Origin of the sequence: Actinomadura atramentaria DSM 43919 (genome assembly GCF_000381885.1) — a bacterium.
Lineage (GTDB): Bacteria > Actinomycetota > Actinomycetes > Streptosporangiales > Streptosporangiaceae > Spirillospora > Spirillospora atramentaria.
The window spans coordinates 329,899-350,367 of the sequence record NZ_KB907211.1; the positions used below are offsets into that span (position 1 = coordinate 329,899).

At 74.4% G+C, this 20,469-nt stretch carries 18 protein-coding genes and 1 tRNA gene; 7 read left to right on the top strand and 12 right to left on the bottom strand.

Annotation, left to right across the window (positions count from 1 at the left end; genetic code table 11):
- Positions 1-2: 2 nt before the first annotated feature.
- The 3 genes from G339_RS0112025 to G339_RS0112035 form a co-directional block, all read right to left on the bottom strand.
- On the bottom strand, positions 3-3,224 hold the full coding sequence (locus tag G339_RS0112025; RefSeq protein WP_019631331.1) for a type 2 lanthipeptide synthetase LanM family protein: 3,222 nt from the start codon (positions 3,222-3,224) through the stop codon (positions 3-5).
- Between the two features lie 141 nt (positions 3,225-3,365).
- Entirely contained in the window at positions 3,366-3,605 is a 240-nt protein-coding gene (locus G339_RS0112030; RefSeq protein ID WP_019631332.1) for a cinnamycin family lantibiotic, read from the bottom strand.
- Positions 3,606-3,636: 31 nt separating this feature from the next.
- On the bottom strand, positions 3,637-4,008 hold the full coding sequence (locus G339_RS0112035) for a DurN family substrate-assisted peptide maturase (protein WP_019631333.1): 372 nt from the start codon (positions 4,006-4,008) through the stop codon (positions 3,637-3,639).
- Between the two features lie 448 nt (positions 4,009-4,456).
- Here G339_RS0112035 and G339_RS38740 point away from each other — a divergent pair.
- A tRNA-Met gene (locus G339_RS38740) sits at positions 4,457-4,529 on the top strand.
- A 23-nt stretch (positions 4,530-4,552) separates the two neighbouring features.
- Here G339_RS38740 and G339_RS0112040 read toward each other — a convergent pair.
- From G339_RS0112040 to G339_RS0112060, 5 genes are all read right to left on the bottom strand, one after another.
- Positions 4,553-5,563 (bottom strand): LacI family DNA-binding transcriptional regulator, encoded by a 1,011-nt coding sequence (locus tag G339_RS0112040; protein ID WP_019631334.1) that lies wholly within the window; start codon positions 5,561-5,563, stop codon positions 4,553-4,555.
- A gap of 90 nt (positions 5,564-5,653) precedes the next feature.
- Positions 5,654-7,036, bottom strand: a complete 1,383-nt coding sequence (locus tag G339_RS0112045) for a GH1 family beta-glucosidase (RefSeq protein ID WP_019631335.1) — start codon at positions 7,034-7,036, stop codon at positions 5,654-5,656.
- Positions 7,033-7,905 (bottom strand): carbohydrate ABC transporter permease, encoded by an 873-nt coding sequence (locus G339_RS39805; protein WP_019631336.1) that lies wholly within the window; start codon positions 7,903-7,905, stop codon positions 7,033-7,035. Before G339_RS39805 ends, G339_RS0112045 begins: the two co-directional genes overlap by 4 nt.
- On the bottom strand, positions 7,902-8,882 hold the full coding sequence (locus tag G339_RS0112055; protein ID WP_019631337.1) for a carbohydrate ABC transporter permease: 981 nt from the start codon (positions 8,880-8,882) through the stop codon (positions 7,902-7,904). Before G339_RS0112055 ends, G339_RS39805 begins: the two co-directional genes overlap by 4 nt.
- 101 nt (positions 8,883-8,983) lie before the next feature.
- The gene (locus tag G339_RS0112060) at positions 8,984-10,288 is read right to left on the bottom strand and encodes an ABC transporter substrate-binding protein (RefSeq protein ID WP_019631338.1); all 1,305 of its coding nucleotides are present in this window, start codon (positions 10,286-10,288) and stop codon (positions 8,984-8,986) included.
- A gap of 366 nt (positions 10,289-10,654) precedes the next feature.
- On the opposite strand from G339_RS0112060, the gene G339_RS0112065 reads away from it, so the two are divergent.
- A complete protein-coding gene (locus G339_RS0112065; RefSeq protein WP_240489792.1) occupies positions 10,655-10,951 on the top strand; it encodes a hypothetical protein in 297 nt (98 codons plus the stop codon).
- Positions 10,952-11,081: 130 nt separating this feature from the next.
- Here the strand turns inward: G339_RS0112065 and G339_RS0112070 are convergent, their stop codons facing one another.
- Positions 11,082-12,149, bottom strand: coding sequence for a baeRF2 domain-containing protein (locus tag G339_RS0112070; protein ID WP_019631340.1), 1,068 nt, complete (start codon positions 12,147-12,149; stop codon positions 11,082-11,084).
- A 195-nt stretch (positions 12,150-12,344) separates the two neighbouring features.
- Between G339_RS0112070 and G339_RS0112075 the strand changes: the two genes are divergently transcribed.
- Entirely contained in the window at positions 12,345-13,001 is a 657-nt protein-coding gene (locus tag G339_RS0112075; RefSeq protein ID WP_019631341.1) for a mechanosensitive ion channel domain-containing protein, read from the top strand.
- 3 nt (positions 13,002-13,004) lie between these two features.
- Here G339_RS0112075 and G339_RS0112080 read toward each other — a convergent pair whose 3' ends face one another.
- The gene (locus G339_RS0112080; protein ID WP_019631342.1) at positions 13,005-14,183 is read right to left on the bottom strand and encodes an ROK family protein; all 1,179 of its coding nucleotides are present in this window, start codon (positions 14,181-14,183) and stop codon (positions 13,005-13,007) included.
- Positions 14,184-14,331: 148 nt separating this feature from the next.
- On the opposite strand from G339_RS0112080, the gene edd reads away from it, so the two are divergent.
- The 4 genes from edd (at position 14,332) to G339_RS0112100 (ending at position 18,840) form a co-directional block, all read left to right on the top strand.
- Complete coding sequence (gene edd, locus G339_RS0112085) at positions 14,332-16,164, top strand: phosphogluconate dehydratase (RefSeq protein ID WP_019631343.1); 1,833 nt, start codon at positions 14,332-14,334, stop codon at positions 16,162-16,164.
- On the top strand, positions 16,161-17,120 hold the full coding sequence (locus tag G339_RS0112090; RefSeq protein ID WP_019631344.1) for a glucokinase: 960 nt from the start codon (positions 16,161-16,163) through the stop codon (positions 17,118-17,120). The genes edd and G339_RS0112090 overlap by 4 nt, the downstream gene beginning before the upstream one ends.
- Positions 17,117-17,755 (top strand): bifunctional 4-hydroxy-2-oxoglutarate aldolase/2-dehydro-3-deoxy-phosphogluconate aldolase, encoded by a 639-nt coding sequence (eda, locus tag G339_RS0112095; protein WP_019631345.1) that lies wholly within the window; start codon positions 17,117-17,119, stop codon positions 17,753-17,755. Before G339_RS0112090 ends, eda begins: the two co-directional genes overlap by 4 nt.
- A 245-nt stretch (positions 17,756-18,000) precedes the next feature.
- A complete protein-coding gene (locus tag G339_RS0112100; protein WP_157407532.1) occupies positions 18,001-18,840 on the top strand; it encodes a helix-turn-helix transcriptional regulator in 840 nt (279 codons plus the stop codon).
- A gap of 16 nt (positions 18,841-18,856) precedes the next feature.
- Here the strand turns inward: G339_RS0112100 and G339_RS39810 are convergent, their stop codons facing one another.
- Together G339_RS39810 and G339_RS0112110 are read right to left on the bottom strand one after the other, a co-directional pair.
- Complete coding sequence (locus tag G339_RS39810) at positions 18,857-19,438, bottom strand: DUF1707 SHOCT-like domain-containing protein (RefSeq protein WP_026341372.1); 582 nt, start codon at positions 19,436-19,438, stop codon at positions 18,857-18,859.
- Positions 19,435-20,187, bottom strand: coding sequence for a PadR family transcriptional regulator (locus G339_RS0112110; protein WP_019631347.1), 753 nt, complete (start codon positions 20,185-20,187; stop codon positions 19,435-19,437). The genes G339_RS39810 and G339_RS0112110 overlap by 4 nt, the downstream gene beginning before the upstream one ends.
- Positions 20,188-20,469 lie beyond the last annotated feature (282 nt).

Consider the following 20,469-nt stretch of genomic DNA (forward strand, 5'->3'; position numbering starts at 1 on the left):
CTTCAGTTGGTGGACGCCCGCGGCGGGTCCAGCAGCAGCACCGAGGGCACCCGGTCCGGCCGCGCCAGCCGCAGGAAGTGCGTGCCGAACCCGGCGAGCCCGAGCATCAGGCCGGGGAAGAAGCCCGCCTCCCGGCCCGGCCGCGCGCCGCCCAGGTCGCGCCACTGGGACTGCGCCTGCACGTTGGCCTCCAGCCGGAACGCGGGCTGGTCGCGCAGCAGCGCGTAGCGCAGGAACAGCTCGGCGTTGCCCGTCCGGCCGTGGCACAGCGAGTCGTTGCCGAGCCGGGGGAAGTTGCGCATCGTCGTGGTCAGCGCGACGGTCGCGTCGCGCAGCAGCTCCTCGTCGTCGCCGCCGAGCAGCGACCAGCTCGCGATCCGCGTCAGCCCGATCCCGGACGCGCCGTTGCACCACGCGTTGGCGTAGTGGCGGCCGCCGCGCGTCGGGCCGCCCGCGACGGTCCGCAGGTCGTACCAGTCCTGCGCGTCGGCGTCGAAGTGCCGGGCCTCGTAGGCGAACGCGCGCCGCGCCGCCGACAGGTACTCGGGCCGGTCGGCGCGCGTCCCGAGCAGGGTCAGCGCCCAGCCGATCCCGCCGCTGCCGTGCGACAGGCCGGTCAGGTCCGCGAGGGAGGCCGCCGGGTCGCTGTTCGGCCAGGACAGGACGTCGCCGTCGGCGCGCGCGGTCGCGAGCAGGCGCGCGGCGCACCGGTGGGCCTGCCGGGCGCCCCGGCCGCCGGTCGCGTCGGCCAGCGCCAGCAGCACCGGGACGAGTCCGGCGACGCCGTGGAAGACGTCCAGATGCCGGTCTTGCTCGATGAGCCCGTCGATCCGGTCGGCCAGGGCGACCGCGCGGTCCAGCAGCGCGGACTCGCCCCACAGCGCGTGCAGGTGCAGCAGCGTGTAGATCAGCCCGCCCGTGCCGGGAAACGCGCCGATGCGTTCGCCGTCCAGGGACGCCAGCGCGTGGTCGAGCGCCCGTCGCGCCGCGTGCTCGAACTCCGGGCGCGGGTCGAGGTCGTTCAGGTACGCCAGGAACAGCGCGATGCCCGCCGACCCGTTGTAGAGGTCGCCCTCGATGTCCACCTCGGTGCGGCCCTCGGCGGTGATGACGTACGACGTCCACGGCGCGGGCGCGTCCTGCGGGCGCAGCGCCGCGCACAGCCGCTCGCCGAGCGCCGCCGCCTGCTCCACGCACGTCGCCGCGAAGTCCGCGCTGGTGACGTCGCCGCCCGCCAGGCCCGCCGCGATGTACTGGTCCTGCTGGACGCGGTTGCGCGTGGTCAGCCCCCGGATGCGCGCCGCCGCGTGCTCCAGCGGGCCCGCCTCCAGCGTCGCCGGGACGGGCGTGCGGTGGTCGTGGACGAGCCGGTCGCCGTCCGCGTCGACCGTGAACAGCGGCACGTCCAGCCGCCACATCGACTCCAGTTCCCACGCCGGAAGGACGCCCTCGACGTCCCAGTTGCGGGGGAACGTCCGGACGGTGTTGAACAGCAGGTCCACCTCCAGCGGGTCCATCAGGCACTTGGGGTGCCGCGCGGCCAGCAGGAGCTGCGTGTAGATCTGCGTGCTCCAGTTGACGAACCGGACGCGCGTGCCGGAGAACAGCTCCGCGACCTGCGCCGCCGTGCCGTCCGGATCGTCCTGGAACCAGCGGTACACCCGGTCGAAGCCGTCCTTGACGTCCGCGACGTACTCCTCCGGCGCGGCCAGCCCGTCCCCGACGAACACCCGGTTCGCCGAGCCCGGGTCGACGCGCAGCCCCGCCCGGTGCGTGACCGACGCCTCGAACGACATCCGCCGGTCCCCGAGCTGCGGCACCGGCATCGGCAGCTCGAACGAGCCGCCGCCGGAGTAGCCGCTGAGCCGCATCTCCCCGGCCGCGTCCGGCGGGGTCGGCCACTCGATCAGGCCGGTCTTGAACACCGAGTCCATCAGCGTCCCGGCCGGGCGCGGCTGCCCCTTGGGCAGCGCGCCGAGGACGGTCTCGCAGTCGCAGACGAACGCGTGCCCGTCCGCGACCAGGACGTTCTCGAAGTGCAGGTCCCCGCCGCCGAGCACGTAGAAGATCGCCAGGTAGCCGCCCAGCTCCGCGTACACCGGCCGGGCCGCCTCCCGCGTCGCGACCCGGTTGCGGCCCGCCGGGATCAGCGCCTCGTAGCCGTACCCGTCGCGGGGGAGGACGGCCCGGTCGGCGAAGTCCAGCACGCCGTCGGCGCGCAGCCGGACCAGCAGCCGCTGCAGCCCGGCCTCGCCGCGCACGCAGCGCGGCTTGTAGACGAACGTCGCCTCGGTCCCGTCGGCCAGCTCCGCGCCGACCATCACCACGCCGCGCGCGCCCGCGTGGTCGTCGGAGCGGCCGAGCCCCGCCGAGCGCACCGCCGCGACGGGCTGCCCGAAGAACGCCGCGCCGACGTCGGCGGCGTCGCGGCGCAGCCGGACGACCAGGTCGCGGCCGTGCTCGGCGAGCAGCCCGGTGGTGTGCGCCAGCCAGCGGCCGAGGACGGGGAAGTCCAGGTAGAAGCGGTGGTAGGACTCGGCGTCGGCGAACGTCTTGTCCAGGAAGGCCAGGTAGTCGTCGGTCGTCGCGGTCGCCGGGTCGATGCCGCGCAGCCGGCAGTACACCTTCGTGTCGGCCTCGACCGCCCACGCCAGCGCCAGCGCGAACCGGTCGAGCAGGCGGAGCTGGAACTCCTCGACGAGGCGGCGGTCGACGACCGGCCCCGCGCCGGGCGCGGCGTCCAGGACGGCCGTCAGACGGCGGCCGAGTTCGAGCAGGAACGGCTCGCACGCCTTGGCGAGCCGCCCATAGTACACCTCCGGCTCCCGCCAGCCCGCGCGCGCCGCCTCCTCCGACTCGGGCCGGAACCCGTCCAGCGCGGCGGTGTAGACGGGCAGCCACGCGCGCTGCGCGTCGCGCACGGCGCGGCCGAACGGGTCGGCCGGGTCGGCCAGGCCCAGTTCGTGCCGCCGGTAGGCGGTCAGCGTCTCGGTCAGCGCGGCCTCGGTGTGCCGGGCGGGGGCGGCGCCGCGCCGCGCCTCCTCGCGGAACCGCGCGGCGAGGCGGTCGGCGACCCGCCGGGTCTTCCAGGCGTCGAACGGGTCGAGCGGCCCGGCGCCGGGGTGCGGGGCGTCCGGGGGCGGGGCGAGCGCGGCGACGATCCGCGCCCGCTCGGACAGGTTCGCGGCGCGGGCCGCGATGTCCGCGGGGTAGAGCTGGTTCACGCGCGGGCTCCTCGGCGGCGGGTCGGGGCGGGCGGGGGCCGGCGGGCCGGCGCGGGGCCGGCCCACCGGGTGGGCGCGTCCCCCCGTGCCCCGGGGCACGGGGGAACGCCGGAGCCTTGGCTCCTCCTCAGGAGAGGACGGTCACTTGGTGGTGCCGTCGCAGACGAACGTGAACGGGCCGGCGCTGCAGGTGCTCGCGCAGGCGTAGGCGTCGATGGCGGCGACGCCCTCCGTCCAGAAGCCGAGGGACTCCTGGTCCTGCTGCTCGACCGACTCGGGCACCGCGTCCGCGGCGACGCCGAAGACCTCCGGGTCGGTCAGCAGCGCGGTCCGGAACTCGGCGTCCGCGGCGGCCTGGCGCAGGATCGTGCTCGGGGACATGTTTCCTCCTTGTGTGTTACCTGATGACCGGCTAGGAGATCTTCTCCGTGGCCAGCCGTATTCCCAGCCGCCGTTCGATCCGCTGGATCTGGTCGACGGCGACGTCCATGTGGGCCTTGTTGTTCTGCCACGCGACCAGTTCCATCTCGTCGGCCGAGATGAGCTCCGGATTCCAGATCCCCTCGAGCCACGTCTTGGTGGTCTGGGGGTGGAGGTCCTGGACGGGACTGACGCGTTCGGGAAGGCCGCGCTCATCGGTGTTCAGCGCGAGCGTGAGCAGTTCGTGGAGTTTCGTGCCGGGCGGCGTGAGCGAGCAGAGCAGAACCAGGTGCTGGAGCTGGCGCACCGTGTCGATGTTGCGGTGCTTCGTCAGGTCGCTCGGCGGTTTGGGGCCGGACCTCATGCGAAATTGTCCCCTTTCGGGAGGAGGCTCGTGCGTTTTGACGGGACCGCTCGGAATCTGCGGTTTCGCCCTGCCGGACCGCGCGGGGGCGCCGCGACTCGGCCTCTGTCGGTATATCCGCCGAAGCAGGCCGCAATCCCAAGGATCGGTCAAGTTGACACCAAGAACAGCGCGTCAGATTCAAAAAGGATCTTCGCGTTGGGGGTTGCTTCGCCTGGTTTCCGTCCGTGAACTGCTACGTCCTCGGCAATAACGGACAAACTTATGCCTGGTGTATGTCCGGCGATTCCGGATGATCAGAACGCGACGTGTCGGCAATGGCGTACATGTCGAGAATCGCGGGCGTCCACCGCTTCGTCGGGCCGACCGGGGCGGGGTCGCCCGTAAATGAGTGGAGACATGCCGACAGGTCGGGCATAGTCGGAACCGCAGGCGGCGGCGCGTTCTCGACGGGAAGGAACGCTGGTGCGTTCGGCGGTCTCATAAACCGTTGCAGGCGGGTTCGATTCCCGCTCCCGTCACCCGGCGGCGGAACGGCGGAAGGCTACGCCGACTCCCGCTTCACCAGATGCGGCCGCAGTATCACGACCGGTTCGTCCAGGTCCTCGCCGCGAATGCGCGCCACGAGCAGCCGCGCCATCTCCCGTCCCATCTCCTCGGGGGACTGGTGGACGGTCGTCAGCGGCGGGTCCGCGAGGGGCGCTGCGGCCGAGTCGTCGAAGCCCACGACGGCCACGTCGCCGGGGACGGTCCGCCCGAGCCGCCGCAGGACGCGCAGCGCGCCGAGCGCCATCGGGTCGTCGGCGGCGAAAACGGCGTCGAGGCCCGGGTCGCGCGCGAGGAGTTCCTCCGCGGCCGCGATGCCGCTGGCCTCGCTGAAGTCCCCGTAGGCGATCAGCTCGGGCAGCCCCGCGTCCGCGAGCGCGTCGCGGTAGCCGCCGAGCCGGTCGATGCCGACGCCCATGTCCTGCGGCCCGGCGATCGTGGCGATCCGGCGGCGGCCGTGCGCGACGAGGTGCTCGACGGCCTGCCGCGCCCCGCTGCGGTTGTCCACGTCCACGTAGCTGACCGGCGACAGGCCGGGCGGCCGCCCGCCGAGGACGGTCGGCACGCCGCCCGCCTCCAGCTTGGCGGGCAGCGGGTCCTCCGCGTGCAGCGACGTCAGCAGGACGCCGTCGACGTGCTGCGCGGTCAGGTAGTCCGCGAGCCGCGCGTACTCGCCGGGCGAGCGGGCGAGCGCGAGCAGCAGTTGCAGCCCGGTGTCCCCGAGCGCGGTGCTGATGCCCCGGATGATCCCGGCGAAGTAGGGCTCGCCGAACAGCCGCTGGTCGGATTCGGCGACGACGAGCGCGACCGTGTCGGTCCGGTGCGTCACCAGCGACCGCGCCGCCCGGTTCGGCACGTAGCCCAGTTCCTCGATCGCCTTGAGCACCGCCGCGCGGGCCTGCTCGCTGACCCGCGGCGAGCCGTTGACGACCCGCGACACCGTCCCGCGGCCGACGCCGGCCCGCGCCGCGACCTCCTCCAGCGTCGGGCGCGTGCCCCTGCCCGCCATCCGGTCCTCCCTCGCCTCGCGCCGGGCCGCCGCCCGGAACCGCCCGCCCGGCGCGGCGCGGACCGCCCCGGGTCCGCGCCGCGCCGCGCGTCACACGCCGCCGCGTCCGATCACGCCGGCGTACCAGCGGGCGCTGTCCTTCGGCGTGCGCCGCTGGGTGGCGTAGTCGACGCGGACGAGCCCGAAGCGCTTGGAGTAGCCCCACGCCCATTCGAAATTATCCAGGAGGGACCAGACGAAATAGCCCGCAAGCGGAACTCCGTCGCCGATCGCGTCGCGGCACGCCCGCAGGTGCGCCTCGATGTACCGGACGCGGCCGGTGTCGTGGACGGTCCCGTCCGGCCCGGCGTCCTCGTCGTAACCTGCGCCGTTCTCGGTGATGTAGAGCGGGACGCCCGGGTAGTCGCGGTGGACGCGCGTCAGCACCTCGCGCAGCCCGACCTCGTCGATCTCCCAGCCCATGTCGGTGACGGGCCGCCCCGCCGGGACGAACCGGACGTCCGCGCTGCCCACCCACGGCGAGTGCGCGGAGAACGGCGACGACGCCGCCTGCGTCGCCGCGCCCGGCAGCCCCGACACGGTGTGCCGCGTGTAGTAGTTGATGCCGAGCTGGTCGAGGGGCTGCGCGATGACGGCCATGTCCTCCGCGTCCGGGTCGAACCCGAACCCGGCGAGGTCGTCGAGGACGTCGTCGGGATACCGGCCGCGCAGCAGCGGGTCCAGGAAGAACCGGTTCTGCATCCCGTCGATGCGCCGCGCCGCGTCCAGGTCGGCCGGGTCGGGCGTCGCCGCCGACACCGCGTACAGGTTCACCGCCGCGCCGAACCGGTTGTCCGGCCGCGCCTCCCGCATCGCCGCGACGGCCAGGCCGTGGCCGAGCATCAGGTGGTGGGCGGCGTCGAGCGCGGCGGCGGGCTCGCGGCGGCCCGGCGCGTGCTCGCCGGACGCGTAGCCGAGGAACGCCGCGCACCACGGCTCGTTCACCGTCGTCCAGTGCCGGACGCGGTCCCCGAGCGCGTCGTGGACGGCGGCCGCGTACTCGGCGAAGCGCAGCGCGGTGTCGCGCTCCGGCCAGCCGCCCGCGTCCTCCAGCGGACTCGGCAGGTCCCAGTGGTACAGCGTCGGCCACGGCTCGATGCCCGCCGCCAGCAGCTCGTCGGCGAGCCGCCGGTAGAAGTCGAGCCCGGCCGCGTTGGGCTTGCCGGACCCGGTCGGCTGGACACGCGGCCACGACACCGAGAAGCGGTACGCGTGCAACCCGAGGTCGCGCATCAGCGCGACGTCCTCGCGGTAGCGGTGGTAGTGGTCGACGGCCACGTCGCCGGTGTCGCCGTTGAGGACCTTGCCGGGGACGCGGCAGAAGTCGTCCCAGATGGACGGGCCGCGCCCGTCCTCGGCGGCGGCCCCCTCGATCTGGTAGGCGGCGGTCGCCGCGCCGAACCGGAAACCGGCGGGGAACGAAACGGAGGTCAAGCCTTCACCGCACCTTCCATGATGCCGCCGATGATCTGGCGGCCGAACAGGACGAACACCACGAGCAGCGGGAGGACCGCGACCGTGGTCCCGGCGAACATGAGCGTGTAGTCCTTGAAGTACGCGTTCGCCAGGTTGTTGATGGAGAGCTGGACGGTCGGGTTGTCGGGATTGAGGACGGCCAGCGGCCACATGAAGTCGTTCCAGGTCTGCATGAACGTCAGCAGGCCGAGGACGCCCGCGGCGGGGCGCAGCGCGGGCAGCACGACGTGCCAGTAGATGCCGAAGGTGGAGCAGCCGTCGACGCGGGCGGCCTCGATCAGCTCGTCCGGGACGGCCTGGTCGGCGTACTGCCGCATCATGAACACGCCGAACCCGGTGATCAGGAACGGGACGATGACGGCCTGGAGGTGGTTCTGCCACCCCAGCTTCACCATGATCATGAAGAGCGGGATCAGGCCCATCTGGACCGGGACCATCATCGTCGCGATGATCGTCAGCAGCAGCGCGTTGCGGCCCCGGAAGCGGAGCTTGGCGAACGCGAACCCGGCGAGCGAGCCGAAGAACACCGTCGCGACCGTCACGCAGCCGGACACGATCGCGGAGTTCACCAGGCCCTTCGCGAAGTACGCGTCGGGGTTGTCGAAGAGGCGCCTGACGTTCTCGCCGAGGTGACCGCCCGGGATCATCGGCGGCGGGACGTCCGACACCACGTCGTTCGTCCGCGTCGCGACGACGATCATCCAGTAGATCGGGAAGACCGACAGCGCCAGCGCGATGACCAGCGCGACGTAGGTGAGCGGGCTCGCGTCCCACAGCGTGCGCATCCGGCCGGGGCGGCGCGGCCTCCGCGCGGGGAGCGTCGTCATTTCGCGTCCCCCGCCCGCCGGATCAGCAGGAAGTTGACGAGCGAGAACACGATGATCAGCAGGAACAGCGCCCACGCGATGGCCGCGCCGTAGCCGTACCGGTCGTGGCCGAACGCGTTGTCGTACATATACATCGTGATCGTCTGGAACTGGTGCATGGAGCCGCCGTCCATCCGGTTGGAACTGCCCACGCCGAACAGCACGGGCTCGGTGAAGAGCTGGAGCCCGCCGATCGTGGAGATGATGACGGTGAACACGATCGTCGGCCGCAGCAGCGGCACGGTGATCTGCCAGAACTGGCGGATGCGGGACGCGCCGTCGATCGCGGCGGCCTCGTACAGGTCGCGGGGGATGGCCTGCATCGCGGCGAGGAAGATCAGGGCGTTGTAGCCCGTCCACCGCCAGTCGACCATCGCGGAGATCGCCGCCCACGACCAGCCGCGGCTGACCTGCCAGTCGATCGCGCCCGCGCCGAGCTGGCCGAGCAGCCAGTTGACGAGCCCGAAGTCGCGGTCGAAGAGCTGGGTGAACACGATCGCGACGGCGGCCGTCGAGGTGACGAGCGGCGCGACCATCCCGATGCGGAAGAACGTGCTGGCCTTCATCCGGCGGTCCAGCAGCGCCGCGACGCCGAGTGCCAGCAGGAGCTGCGGGACGGTCGAGAGCACGAAGATGCCGACCGTGTTGACGACCGCGTGCCAGAAGTCCGGGTCGTGGACCAGGTAGTCGAAGTTGCCGAGTCCGGCCCAGTCCCGCGTCCCCGACGACAGCCCCCAGTCGTGCAGCGCGACCCACAGCGTGTAGACGAGCGGGAACGCGCCGAACACCAGGAAGATCAGGAAGAACGGGGAGATGAGCAGGTAGGGGGAGAACTTCAGGTCGAACCGGTTGAGCCGGGCGCGCCACGCGCCGCCGGGGGAGGGGGCGGACGGCTCGGCCGGTGCGGTTCGCTCGGCGGCGGGCGAGAGGAGGCTCACGGCGCGCCCCCCGCCCGCGCGCTCGGGTCGCTCATGGCAGGAGCCTTTCGGGTCGGGGGGCGCCGGCCGCGCGGCCGGCGCCCCCATGCCGGGCGGACGGGCTAGCGGGCGGCCTTCTGGGCGGCCTCGATCGCCTTGCCCCACGCGTCGGCGGGCTTGACGCGGCCCTGGCCGACGGAGATCAGGACGTTCTCCACGGCCGCGCGCACGTCCTCGTTCTTCGGCCCGAGGTAGACGGGCTTCACGGCCGCCGCCATGTCACCGAAGATCTGGCCGGTGGGCGCGCCGCTGAAGTAGGCGTTCGTGCTGTTCGCGACGGCCGGGTCCTGCTCGGCCTGCGGCGAGGACGGGAACGTGTTCTTGTCCTTGAACGCGCCGATCTGGCCCTGCGGGCTGGTCAGGAACTCGGCCAGCTCGGCGGCCTCCTTGGGGTGCTTGGTCTGCTTCGGCACGGCCAGCCAGGAGCCGCCCCACGAGCCGCCGCCGCCCGGGATGCTCGCGATGTCCCACTTGCCCTTGCCGTAGTCGCCGGAGAACTCCTCCAGCCCGCCGAGCATCCAGCCGGGGCACGGGACGGTCGCGAACGTGTCGCGCTTGAGCGCCGTCTGCCACGGCGGCGTGAACACCTGGAAGTCCGAGGTGAGCTTGTTCTGCTCGAACTTCAGCGTGGTGTCGAACGCCGTCTTCACCGCGGGGTTGCTGTCGAAGACGAGCTTGTTGGACTTGTCGAAGTAGCTGTAGCCGGGGCCCTTGCCCGCCTCCTGGAGGACGGTCGCGCGCAGCACGGCCGTGGGGCCGTCCAGCCACTTGGTGCCCGACACCTTGCCCTGGAACTTCTGGCCGGTCTGCAGGAACGCGTCCCACGTCGGCCAGAGCTTGGAGACCTCGGCGCGGTCGGTCGGCAGCCCGGCCTTCTTGAACAGGTCCTTGCGGTAGCACATCGCGAGCGGGCTGATGTCGGTGCCGAGGCCGACGAGCTGCCTGCCGTCCGCCGTCACCCCCATCTGCCACTTCCACGGCAGGAAGTTGCCCTCCAGGGACCTGCCGTTGTAGTCGAAGAGGTTCACGAACTTGCCGGGCTGCTGCATGTAGAGGGGGAGGATGCCCTCCTCCAGCGCGACGACGTCGCCCGCGCCGCTGCCGGTGGCGATCCACTGCTGGAGGCGCGGCTTGTAGTCGTCGAGGACCGACACCTTGCGCTGCTTGATCGTCACGCCGGGGTGCGACGCCTCGTACTGCTTGTAGAGCTGTTCGTAGCCGAACTCGCCGAAGACGTCCACGGTGAGGGTGACCTTGCCGTCGGACCCGCCGTCGTCGCCGCCGCAGGCGGCCGCGGTGGCCGCCACGAGCGCGGCCAGGGCCGCGGCCGCGGCGAACCGCGGTCCGTTCCGTCCGTTGACTCGCATCGCGAGCCCCTCTCGTTCGGGGGGTGGGGGGTGTGGGAGCGCTCCCACGAAGGAAAGACCGTGAGGCGCGTCACTGTCAATGCGCCGCAACACAACCGTTACCTCCGGCGCGGGCGGACGGGCCGGGGCGGATCGGACGCCCGTGGTCGCCGCATGGACTTCCCGGCGTCCCGCCTAATGGCCGACATTTCTTTCTTGGGTGGATTTGTCGGGCGATTTCCGGGCGGTAGCAGGAAAGGCGAGGACGCGTGACGGCAACGATTGGGAAAAGGCCGCGTGAATCGCATGCCCCGGTGGGGGACGATGCGGTGCGATCTCCGAAGTGGCCGGTGGGCGGGGGTCCTCCGGCCCGAGACGATACGCGGAATGGAGAAATCGGTGCTCAAGCGAATGTTCGTCACGGGTCTCATCGGGGCGACGGCGGGCCTCACGGCCCTGACCGCCACGCCGGCCCTCGCGGGTGACAACCCCGCCAACCAGCAGCTGATCAACATTCAGTTCTGCCGCGACCTGATCCCGGTCATCTCGAACCTGCTGGCCGTCAAGAACCAGCAGGGCGACTGCTACAACGGCGCGGCCGGGACCGAGAAGTCCGCGCACATCTACCGGCACGAGGTCCACAAGCAGTGGGGCCCGAAGCCGGGTCTGCCCAACACCGACTGACGCGTCCGCGCGCAGTCCCACGGGGCCGCGGCGGGGTTCTCCCCGCCGCGGCCCCCGCGCGTCCGGGGTGGTTCTGGCCCGGACCGGGGTGCGTGAGGTCGTCGGCCGGTCCGGGCGGTCTTGGGCGCGACTACATCGCGAAGCGGAGCGTCGCGGCGGTGGGCGAGGCGGAGTCCTCGGCGGGCAGTTCGCTGAAGCCCGCGTCGCCGAGCGCGGCCGCGCGCAGCATCAGCGCCGTCGCCGGGGCGCGGAGGGCGCGGTCGGGGTCGGTGAGGACGGACGGGACCGTCGCGAGGGCGCGCGGCTCGTCCGGCGCGGAGTACAGCCAGTCCTCGCCGCAGCGGTCGGCGGCGAGCAGCAGCGTCTCGACCTGGCCGTCGGTGAGCGCGCGGAGCGTGCCGGGCTCGCCGTCCACGGCGGTGCCCTGCGAGACGCGGTTGTGGAAGTCGTCCACGACGTCCTCGCGGGTGCGCGCCGACTCGCGCTCCAGCGCCGCGTCGACCGCCGAGCGCAGGCTGTCGGCGGCGCTGTAGTCGGCGCGGCCGCCGGGCAGCTCCACGACGGGCGGCTCCAGCTTGGCCAGGTGCTCGCGCATGAAGCCGATGGACCGCTCGTCGCCGCCCACGAAGATCACGGCGGCGGCCACGTCGCGGACCGCGCGCTCGACGTCCCGCGCGACCTCCTCGGCGTTGCTCTCCCACAGGTTCTCGGCGCGGCGCTGGTAGTGCCCGTGCGCCATGCCGCCCGCGTTGACCTTCTGGATGTGCAGCGTGCCGCCGTTGAAGAACCGCGCCGTCGACGGGTCGGCGGCGGCCGCGGCGTAGGAGAACACGTCCGCGCCCTCCCGGTCGATCGCCACCACCACGTACGGGAGCTGGTGGTCGCGGTCCAGGACGAGGTCGAACGGGTCCGCGACCGGCAGCCAGGACGCCCGGTCGCGGGCGGGCGGCCGGGCCATCGTGTGGACGCCCAGCACCTCCCCGCGCGCGGCGTACAGCGCCTCGCCCTGCGGCCCGCCGATCCCCCTGACGCCGCCCGCGACGCCGTCGAGCGCGGTGAGCGTGGGCTCGTCCGCGCCCTGCCGCGCGAGGTCGTCGCGCAGCGCCCGCCAGCGGAGCTCGATCATCTTCTCCGCGTCGGCCGTGTCGCGCGTGGTGTCGAGGTGGACCGACGCCACGGGGCCGTCGGTCTCGTACAACGGTCGAAGGAAAGCGAGGTCCATGCGGTACCGATACACGTCTGGCGTCCGGTTAATCCTGCTCCGGGGGGAATCGTGGCGGGCGTTGCCAACATTTGGCCCGCGATCTTGATCACCGCTTGGGTTACCGGAACGACGGACGCGGACATTTCGTCAGCGACAGCGCGGACGGAGCCGACCGGGAGGCGGTGCGCGATGGACCTCGATCTGCCGGTGCCCGTGCCCCACGCGCCCGCGCGGCCGCGGCTGGGGCGGATCATCGTCCTCAGCGTGCTGGCGATCGGCGCGGCCGTCGTCTCCTGGATCGGCGACCCCGCGACCGGGCCGTGGTGGACGCGCGTGCTGGCCTGGTGCGGGGCGGTGGCGTTCTGCGTCTTCGGGCTCGGCGCGACGTTCCGGACGGCCGAGGAGACGCGCCGGGTCACGCTGCCCGTCGTCGGGGACTCGCGGGCCGGGCTGCTGCGCGTCGCGGTCGTGCTGGCGGGCGGGCTGGTCATCATCCTGCTGGCGCTGACGCTCGTGCGCGTCCCGATCGGCCAGCTCATCCTCGGCGGCGCGATCATCGGCGCGCTGCTCGGCATCGCGGGCCAGCAGTCGCTCGCCAACGTCTTCGCGGGCGTCGTGATGCTCTACGCGCGGCCCTTCAAGATCGGCGACCACGTCACGGTGCGGTCCGGGCCGCTCGGCGGGCCGCTGGAGGGCGTCGTCCAGCAGATCGGCGTCCTGTACGTCGAACTGGACGGCAAGGACGGGCGCGTCTCGGTGCCCAACACCCAGATGCAGCTCGCCGCCGTCATCCACCGCGCCCCCGACACCGAGATCTACTCCGACGACCCCGCCGAGAACGCCTGACGGTCAGGCGAGGGCGGTGTCGACGGCGGTCGGGGCGAGGATGCGGTCGAGGACCATCGCGGCGCAGCCGATGACGCCCGCCGCGTCGCCGAGGGCGCTCGGCTCGATGCGCAGCCGGCTGGTCGCGGGGGCGGTGGCGCGGCCGTAGACCTCCGCGCGGACGCCCGCGACGAGGGGTTCGTACGCGCCCGTCAGGTCGCCGCCGAGGACGACCAGCGCCGGGTTCAGCAGGTTCACCGCGCCCGCCAGCACCGCGCCGATCCGGTGGCCCGCCGCGCGGACCAGCGCGACCGTCGCCGGGTCGCCCGCGCGGGCCAGCGCCGACAGCTCGGCCAGGTCGGCGGCGGGGGAGCCGGCCAGCAGCGCCGCGCCGCCCGCGACGGCCTCCAGGCAACCGGACGCGCCGCAGCGGCACGGGGCGTCGCCGCCGCCCGGGACGGCGACGTGCCCGATCTCGCCCGCCGCGCCGAACGCGCCGCGCTGCACCCGGCCGCCCATGATCAGGCCCGCGCCGATGCCGGTGGACAGCTTCACGAACAGGACGTCGTCGGCGTCGCGGGCCGCGCCCGCGTGGTGCTCGCCGAGCGCGGCGGCGTTGACCTCGTTGTCGAGGTGGGCGGGGACGCCGAAGCGGGCGGCGACGGCGGGGGACGGGTCGAGGCCGTCCCAGCGGCCCGCCGGGACCGCGTCGGGGACGCCGAGGCCGACGCCGCGCACCGGCGCGCCGATGTCGGCGGACGCCATCAGCTCCGTCCAGCCGTCGAGCAGGCGCGGCAGCGCGTCGGCGGGCGCGGCGGCCGGGGGCAGTCCCGCGTCGCGCTGCGCGAGGACGCGCCCGGCCAGGTCGCAGACGGCGAGCTGGCCGCGCGAGTGCCCGAGGTTGGCGACGAGCACGACGCCGCCCGCCGCGTTGAACGCCAGCCGCGCGGGCGGGCGGCCGCCGGTGGACGGCCCGTCGGTGCGCTCGGTGAGCAGCCCCGCGTCGACGAGCGCGGCGACGCGGGCGGCGACGGCGGGCCGGGACAGGCCGGTGGCGCGGCACAGCTCGGCGCGGGTGTCGACGCCGCCGACGCGGACGAGGTGCAGCAGGTCGCCGCCCGTGGCCGTGCGCGGGCCCGTGCGAGGGCCCGTGCGCGGGCCCGTGCGAGGGACCGTGCGCGCCGGGGTGGGACGTCGGGTCATCCGGACAGTGAAGCACGGAGCGGTTAGGCAGGTCGAGTCAGCGAAGTCCGGGACTTATGTCATCCAAAGTTCAAAAGTAGGGTTGTCGACTGACGGATGTCTCGGTAAGTTGCCGCTTCGTCGCCGTCCCCGGCCCAGGAGCGCTCCGTTGACCACGCCGCACCCCGTCCTCGCCCGCGTCACCGACCGCATCGCCGCGCGCAGCGCCGACCGCCGCGCCGCCTACCTGCGCCGGACCGCCGAGGCGCGCGCCGCCGGACCCGCGCGCGGCGGGCTCGGCTGCGCCAACCTCGCGCACGGCTTCGCCGCCTGCGGCCCCGGCGACAAGCTGCGGTTGCGCGGCGGCGAGACACCGAACATCGCGATCGTGACCGCGTACAACGACATGCTTTCGGCGCACCAGCCGCTGAAGGACTACCCCGACCGGCTCAAGGCCGCGATCACGGCGGCGGGCGGCACCGCGCAGGTCGCGGGCGGCGTCCCGGCGATGTGCGACGGCATCACGCAGGGCCGCGCGGGCATGGAGCTGTCGCTGTTCAGCCGCGACGTCGTCGCGATGGCGACGGCCGTCGCGCTGTCGCACGACATGTTCGACGGGGCGCTGCTGCTCGGCGTCTGCGACAAGATCGTCCCCGGCCTGGTGATCGGCGCGCTGAGCTTCGGGCACCTGCCCGCCGTCCTGGTGCCCGCCGGGCCGATGCCGTCCGGGCTGCCCAACGCCGAGAAGGCCGCCGTCCGCAAGCGGTACGCCGCCGGGGAGATCGGCCGCGACGACCTGCTCGCGGCCGAGGCGAAGTCCTACCACGCGCCCGGGACCTGCACGTTCTACGGGACGGCCAACTCCAACCAGCTCCTGATGGAGGTCATGGGCCTGCACCTGCCGGGCGCGAGCTTCGTCCCGCCCGGCACGCCGCTGCGCGACGCGCTCACCGACGCCGCGGGCCGCCGCGTCCTGGAGCTGACCGCCCTCGGCGACGCCTACACGCCGATCGGCGAACTGCTGGACGAGCGCGCGTTCGCCAACGCCGTCGTCGCGCTGCTCGCCACGGGCGGGTCCACCAACCACACGCTGCACCTCGTCGCGATGGCCGCCGCCGCCGGACTCGACCTGACCTGGGACGACTTCGACGAGCTGTCGCGCGTCACGCCGCTGCTCACCCGCCTCTACCCGAGCGGCACCGCCGACGTGAACCACTTCCACGCGGCGGGCGGCACGGCGTTCCTCATCGGGGAGCTGATCGACGCGGGGCTGCTGCACGCCGACGCGCGCACGGTCGGCGGCGCGACCCTCGCGGACTACCGCGCGACTCCCGTGCTTGAGAACGCGGGGCTCGACGGGGAGGCGCTCGGCTACCGGGAAGCGCCCGCCGAGACCGGCGACAAGACCGTCCTGCGCTCGGCCGCCGACCCGTTCGAGGACCACGGCGGCCTGCACACCGTCACCGGCAACCTCGGCCGCGCCGTCGTCAAGGTGTCGGCGGTCGCGCCCGAGCACCGCGTCGTCGAGGCGCCCGCCCGCGTGTTCGCCTCGCAGGAGGAGCTGCAGGACGCGTTCGCCGCCGGGGAACTGGACCGCGACGTCGTCGCCGTCGTCCGCTACCAGGGGCCGCGCGCCAACGGGATGCCCGAGCTGCACCGGCTCACCCCGCCGCTGTCGGTCCTCCAGGACCGGGGGTTCAGGGTCGCGCTCGTCACCGACGGGCGCATGTCGGGGGCGTCGGGGTCGGTGCCCGCCGCCATCCACGTGTCGCCGGAGGCGGCGGCGGGCGGCCCGCTCGCGCGCGTCCGCGACGGCGACGTCGTCCGGCTCGACACCGGCGCGGGCGAGCTGACCGTCCGCGTGCCCGACGACGAGCTGGCCGCCCGGGAGCCCGGCGGGGGCGCTCCCGGCGCGGAAACGTTCGGCACCGGACGGGAGCTGTTCGCCGCGTTCCGCGCGGCGGTCGGGCCCGCCGAGCGGGGCGCGGGGATCTTCCGGTGACGCGCCCCTGGCTCGTCGCGGACGTCGGCGGCACCAACGCCCGGTTCGCGCTGCTCGACGGCCCCGGCGCGGAACCCGAGCGCGTCGCCGTCCTGCCGACCGCGCACCATCCCGGCCTCGCCGAGACCGCCGCCGCCTACCTCGCCGGCCACGCGCCCGGCGCGCGGCCGTCCGCCGCGTGCCTCGCCGTCGCGGGGCCCGTCGTCGGCGGCCGGTTCCGGCTGACGAACGCGGGCTGGCCCGCCGACACCGCCGCGAACGTCGCGGAGCACCTCGGCATCCCGCGGGTGGACGTCATCAACGACTTCGAGGCGCTGGCCCGCGCGCTGCCGTCGCTGACCGCCGACGACGCGCCGCACGTCGGGCCCGCGCTGCCGCCCGGCGACGGGCCGCTCGCCGTCGTCGGCCCCGGCACCGGGCTCGGCACCGCCGGGCTCGTCCGCACCGCCGCCGGATGGCAGCCGCTGCCCGGCGAGGGCGGCCAGGTGGAGGCGCCCGCCGCGACGGACCGCGAGATCGAGGTCCTGCGGCTGCTGCGCGCCGAGCACGGCTCCGGCGCGGCCGAACTGCTGCTGTCCGGGCGCGGGCTGAGCCGCCTGCACCGGTACCTCGCCGCGCTCGACGGCGTCCCGGTCCGGCCGCTGTCGGCCGCCGAGATCTGCGCCCGGCCCGCCGACCCGCGCTGCGCCGAGGCCGTCGCGACGTTCTGCGCGCTGCTCGGCTCGTACGCGGGCAACGTCGCGCTCACGCTCGGCGCGCGCGGCGGCGTCTACCTCGGCGGCGGCATCCTGCCACGCATCCCCGACGCGCTGGGGACCGGCGCGTTCCGCGCCCGCTTCGAGGACAAGCCGCCCGTCGCGGACTACCTCGCGGCGATCCCGACCCGGCTCATCGTCCACCCCGGCCCCGCGCTCGCGGGCGCCGCCGCGAAACTCACCCTGCTGGAGGCCGCGTGACCGCCCCGACCCCCGCGACCGCCGGAGACCTGTTCGGCCTCGCGCCGGTGATCCCCGTCGTCGTCCTGGACGACGCGGACGCCGCCGTCCCGCTCGCCCGCGCGCTCGTCGCGGGCGGCCTGCCCGCCATCGAGGTGACGCTGCGGACCGCCGCCGCGCTGCCCGCCATCGAGCGGATCGCCGCCGAGGTGCCCGGCGCGGTCGTCGGCGCGGGCACCGTCGTCACCGCCGACGACGCGGCCGCCGCCGCGAAGGCGGGCGCGCGGTTCCTGGTCAGCCCCGGCTGCACCCGGAGCCTGTGCGACGCGATGACGGGGACCGGGCTGCCGTTCCTGCCGGGCGCGGCGACCGCGTCCGAGGCCGTCGCGCTGCTGGAGCGCGGGCTGACGGCGCTGAAGTTCTTCCCGGCGCGGGCGGCGGGCGGCGTCCCGTACCTCAAGGCGCTCGGCGGGCCGCTGCCGCAGGTGCGGTTCTGCCCGACGGGCGGCATCACGCCCGCCGACGCCCCCGACTACCTCGCGCTGCCCAACGTCGGCTGCGTCGGCGGGACCTGGCTGACGCCGCGCGACGCGGTCGCCGCCGGGGACTTCGGCCGGATCGAGGAACTGGCGCGCGCGGCGGCCGCCCTGCGCTGACGGCGTTAACCCGGGCGCCCGCCCGGGGCCCCGCCCGGGTGCCTATCCGGGTGCCCGCCCAGGTGCTCACCGGAGCGCCCGCCCCGGCGTCAACCAGGGCCTCGCCACGGCCTCCACACATGCCCTCACCACGGCCTCTACACGGGCCTCCACACGGGCTTCCACACGGGCCTTTCCCTGCGTCCACACGGATGTCTCCTTCCGGCAAGGCGGACATCACCGGCACGTCGCCTACGGTGGGCGGCGTGCCCTTCCGCCGAACGGGCGGCGCGGCCCCCGCCGCGCCCGCCTCCCTCCGGGTCCGCGTCGTGGCCGGTCCCGCCGTCCGCGCACGCGTGGCGGACGCGCTGACCGCCGCAGGCATCGGCATCACCACCACCGACGCGGACGACGTCGCGGGTGGCGTCGTGAACGGCGGCTCGAACGGCGGCTCGGGCGGCGGCTCGAACGGTGGCACGGGCGGTAACTCGAACCGTGGCACGGGCGGCGGCACGGGCGTTGACGTGGGCGGCGGCGCGGGCGGTGGAACGGCCGCCGTCGTGGGCGGGGGCACGAACGGGGACGTCGGCGGGGCGGCGTCTGGGGCGGCGTCCGGGGCGTGGCCGGTGGACGTCGATGTCGTGTTGCTCGATCTCGGGCCGCCGGACGCGAAGTCGGCCGGGCTCGCGGTGCTCACGGGACTTGTTGCCGGGGCCGGGGCGCCCGCCGTGCTGGTGCTGACCGGGGAGCGGCCGGACCGGCGTGTGCTGCGCGCGCTGCGGGCCGGGGCGCGCGGGTACGCGCCCGCCGCGCTGCCCGGCCCGGAGCTGGCCCGGCTCGTCCGGGCGGCGGCGGCCGGGGAGACCGTGCTCGGCCCCGCCGGACCGCCCGGCGGCCCCGCCGCGACCGCCCGCGTGCGGACGCTCGGCGGCCGGGACGCCGAGGTGCTGGCCTGCCTCGGCGAAGGTCTCACCGACCGGCAGCTCGCCCGGTGCCTGCGGCTGCCGCGCGCGTCCGTGGAGCGGCGCGTCGCCCGCGTCCTGGACCGGCTCGGCTGCGCCGACCGCGTCGAGGCCGGGCTGCTCGCCTACGCCGCCGGGCTCTGAGGGACCGCGCCGCGCGTCAGGACGGCGCGCCCCGCCGGTGCCGGGCGACGTGGAAGACCGCGCGGACCGTCCAGACAAGGAACGCGGCCGTGAACACGCCCGCGAACGCCGTGCCGATCCCGGCCGTCCACAGCAGCGACAGGAACACGACGAGCAGCAGCGGGAACGCGGCGTGCGGCCCGTGGTGGTGCCCGTGGTGGTGCCCGTGGTACGGCCCGTGGTGGTGCCCGTGCGGATGGCGGTGGGCGCGGTGCGCCTCCCGCATCTGCTGGTGGAGCTGCCGCCGCATGTGGTGCTGCGTCATCCGGTGGTGCTGCAGCGCGCCGTGTTCGAGTGCCGGACCCCAGGGCCCGCCGAACGGGAACGCGGACGGCTCGGGCCCGTCCTCGGGCAGGCCGTTCGGGCCGGGCAGGTCCGCGACGACGCGGCGCAGGTCCGCGACGGTCTTGGCGGCCAGCGCCGCGTCCAGCCGCTCGTCCAGCTCCGCCTGGTCGATACGGCCCTGGACGAAGTGGTCGTGCAGGGCCGTCGCGACGGCGTCGCGCTCGGCGTCCCCGACCCGCAGCCCGTCGGCGGTGCTCGTCCCGGTGCCGATCACGACTCCTCCCCGTCCCGCGCCGCGTCGGGAACCGTGCCGTCCGCGGCCGGCGCGTCGTCGGCGAGCAGGCGGTACAGGTCCCGCCGCGCCGCCGCGAGGACGTCCTTGGCCCGCGCCACCTGCTCCGGCGACCCCGACCGGACGACCTGCATCACGGCCGCGCCCGTCTGCGCGGCCTCCCGGAACACCTCCGGCACGCCCTCGCCGAACGCGGGCCGCATCGCCGCCCACGGCTCGGCCAGCTCGTCGGCGTGCTCCGCGACGTGCGCGCGCCCCGCGTCGGTGAGCCGGAAGGTGCGCCGCCCGCCCTCTTCCTCGCCCTCGATGAGCCCTTCGTCGGCGAGCTGCTGGAGCGCCGGGTAGACCGCGCCGGGGCTCGGCTTCCACGCGCCGCCGCTGCGCTCCTCGATGTCCTGGATGATCTGGTAGCCGTTGCGCGGCCCCTCGGCCAGCAGGCTGAGCACCGCCGCCCGGACGTTGCCGCGCGGGGCCTTGCGCCCCGGCCCGAACCCGCGCCCGAACGCCCGTCCGCCGAACGGCCCGGGACCGAAGCCCGGCCCGAACGGCCCGAAGTCCGGCCCGAAGCCGCCGCCGTGGGCGCCGGGTCCGAAGCCGCGCCCGCGCCCGTGCCCGCGTCCGTCCCCGTGCCAGTGGGCGTGCGCGTGCAGGTGCCGTGCCGCCGTCGCGCCGAGCGCGAGCGCGGCGAGGGCCTTCAGCGGGTCCGCGGGCCCGCCGTGTGTTCCTCGCATGGGTGGTTCCTCACCTTCGGAGATCCGTCTCAGAGCCTTCGCGATAGGACAACGATATATCGAGAACGTACGCGAGGGAACCCGGGTTCCCGGCCGTCCGGCGACGGGAGGTAACTTGATATCGAGATAAATCGGAGATAGCTTGACGTCAAGAGAAAACCTGCGGAAGTTAGGCGGACCCGCGTCGTGGACCGGTGCGCGCCTACGGCAGGATGCATAGAGACCACGACGAATAAGACGAGGCCCCGTGAGCCGAGGCCCGGAGGACCACCCCCCGGGACC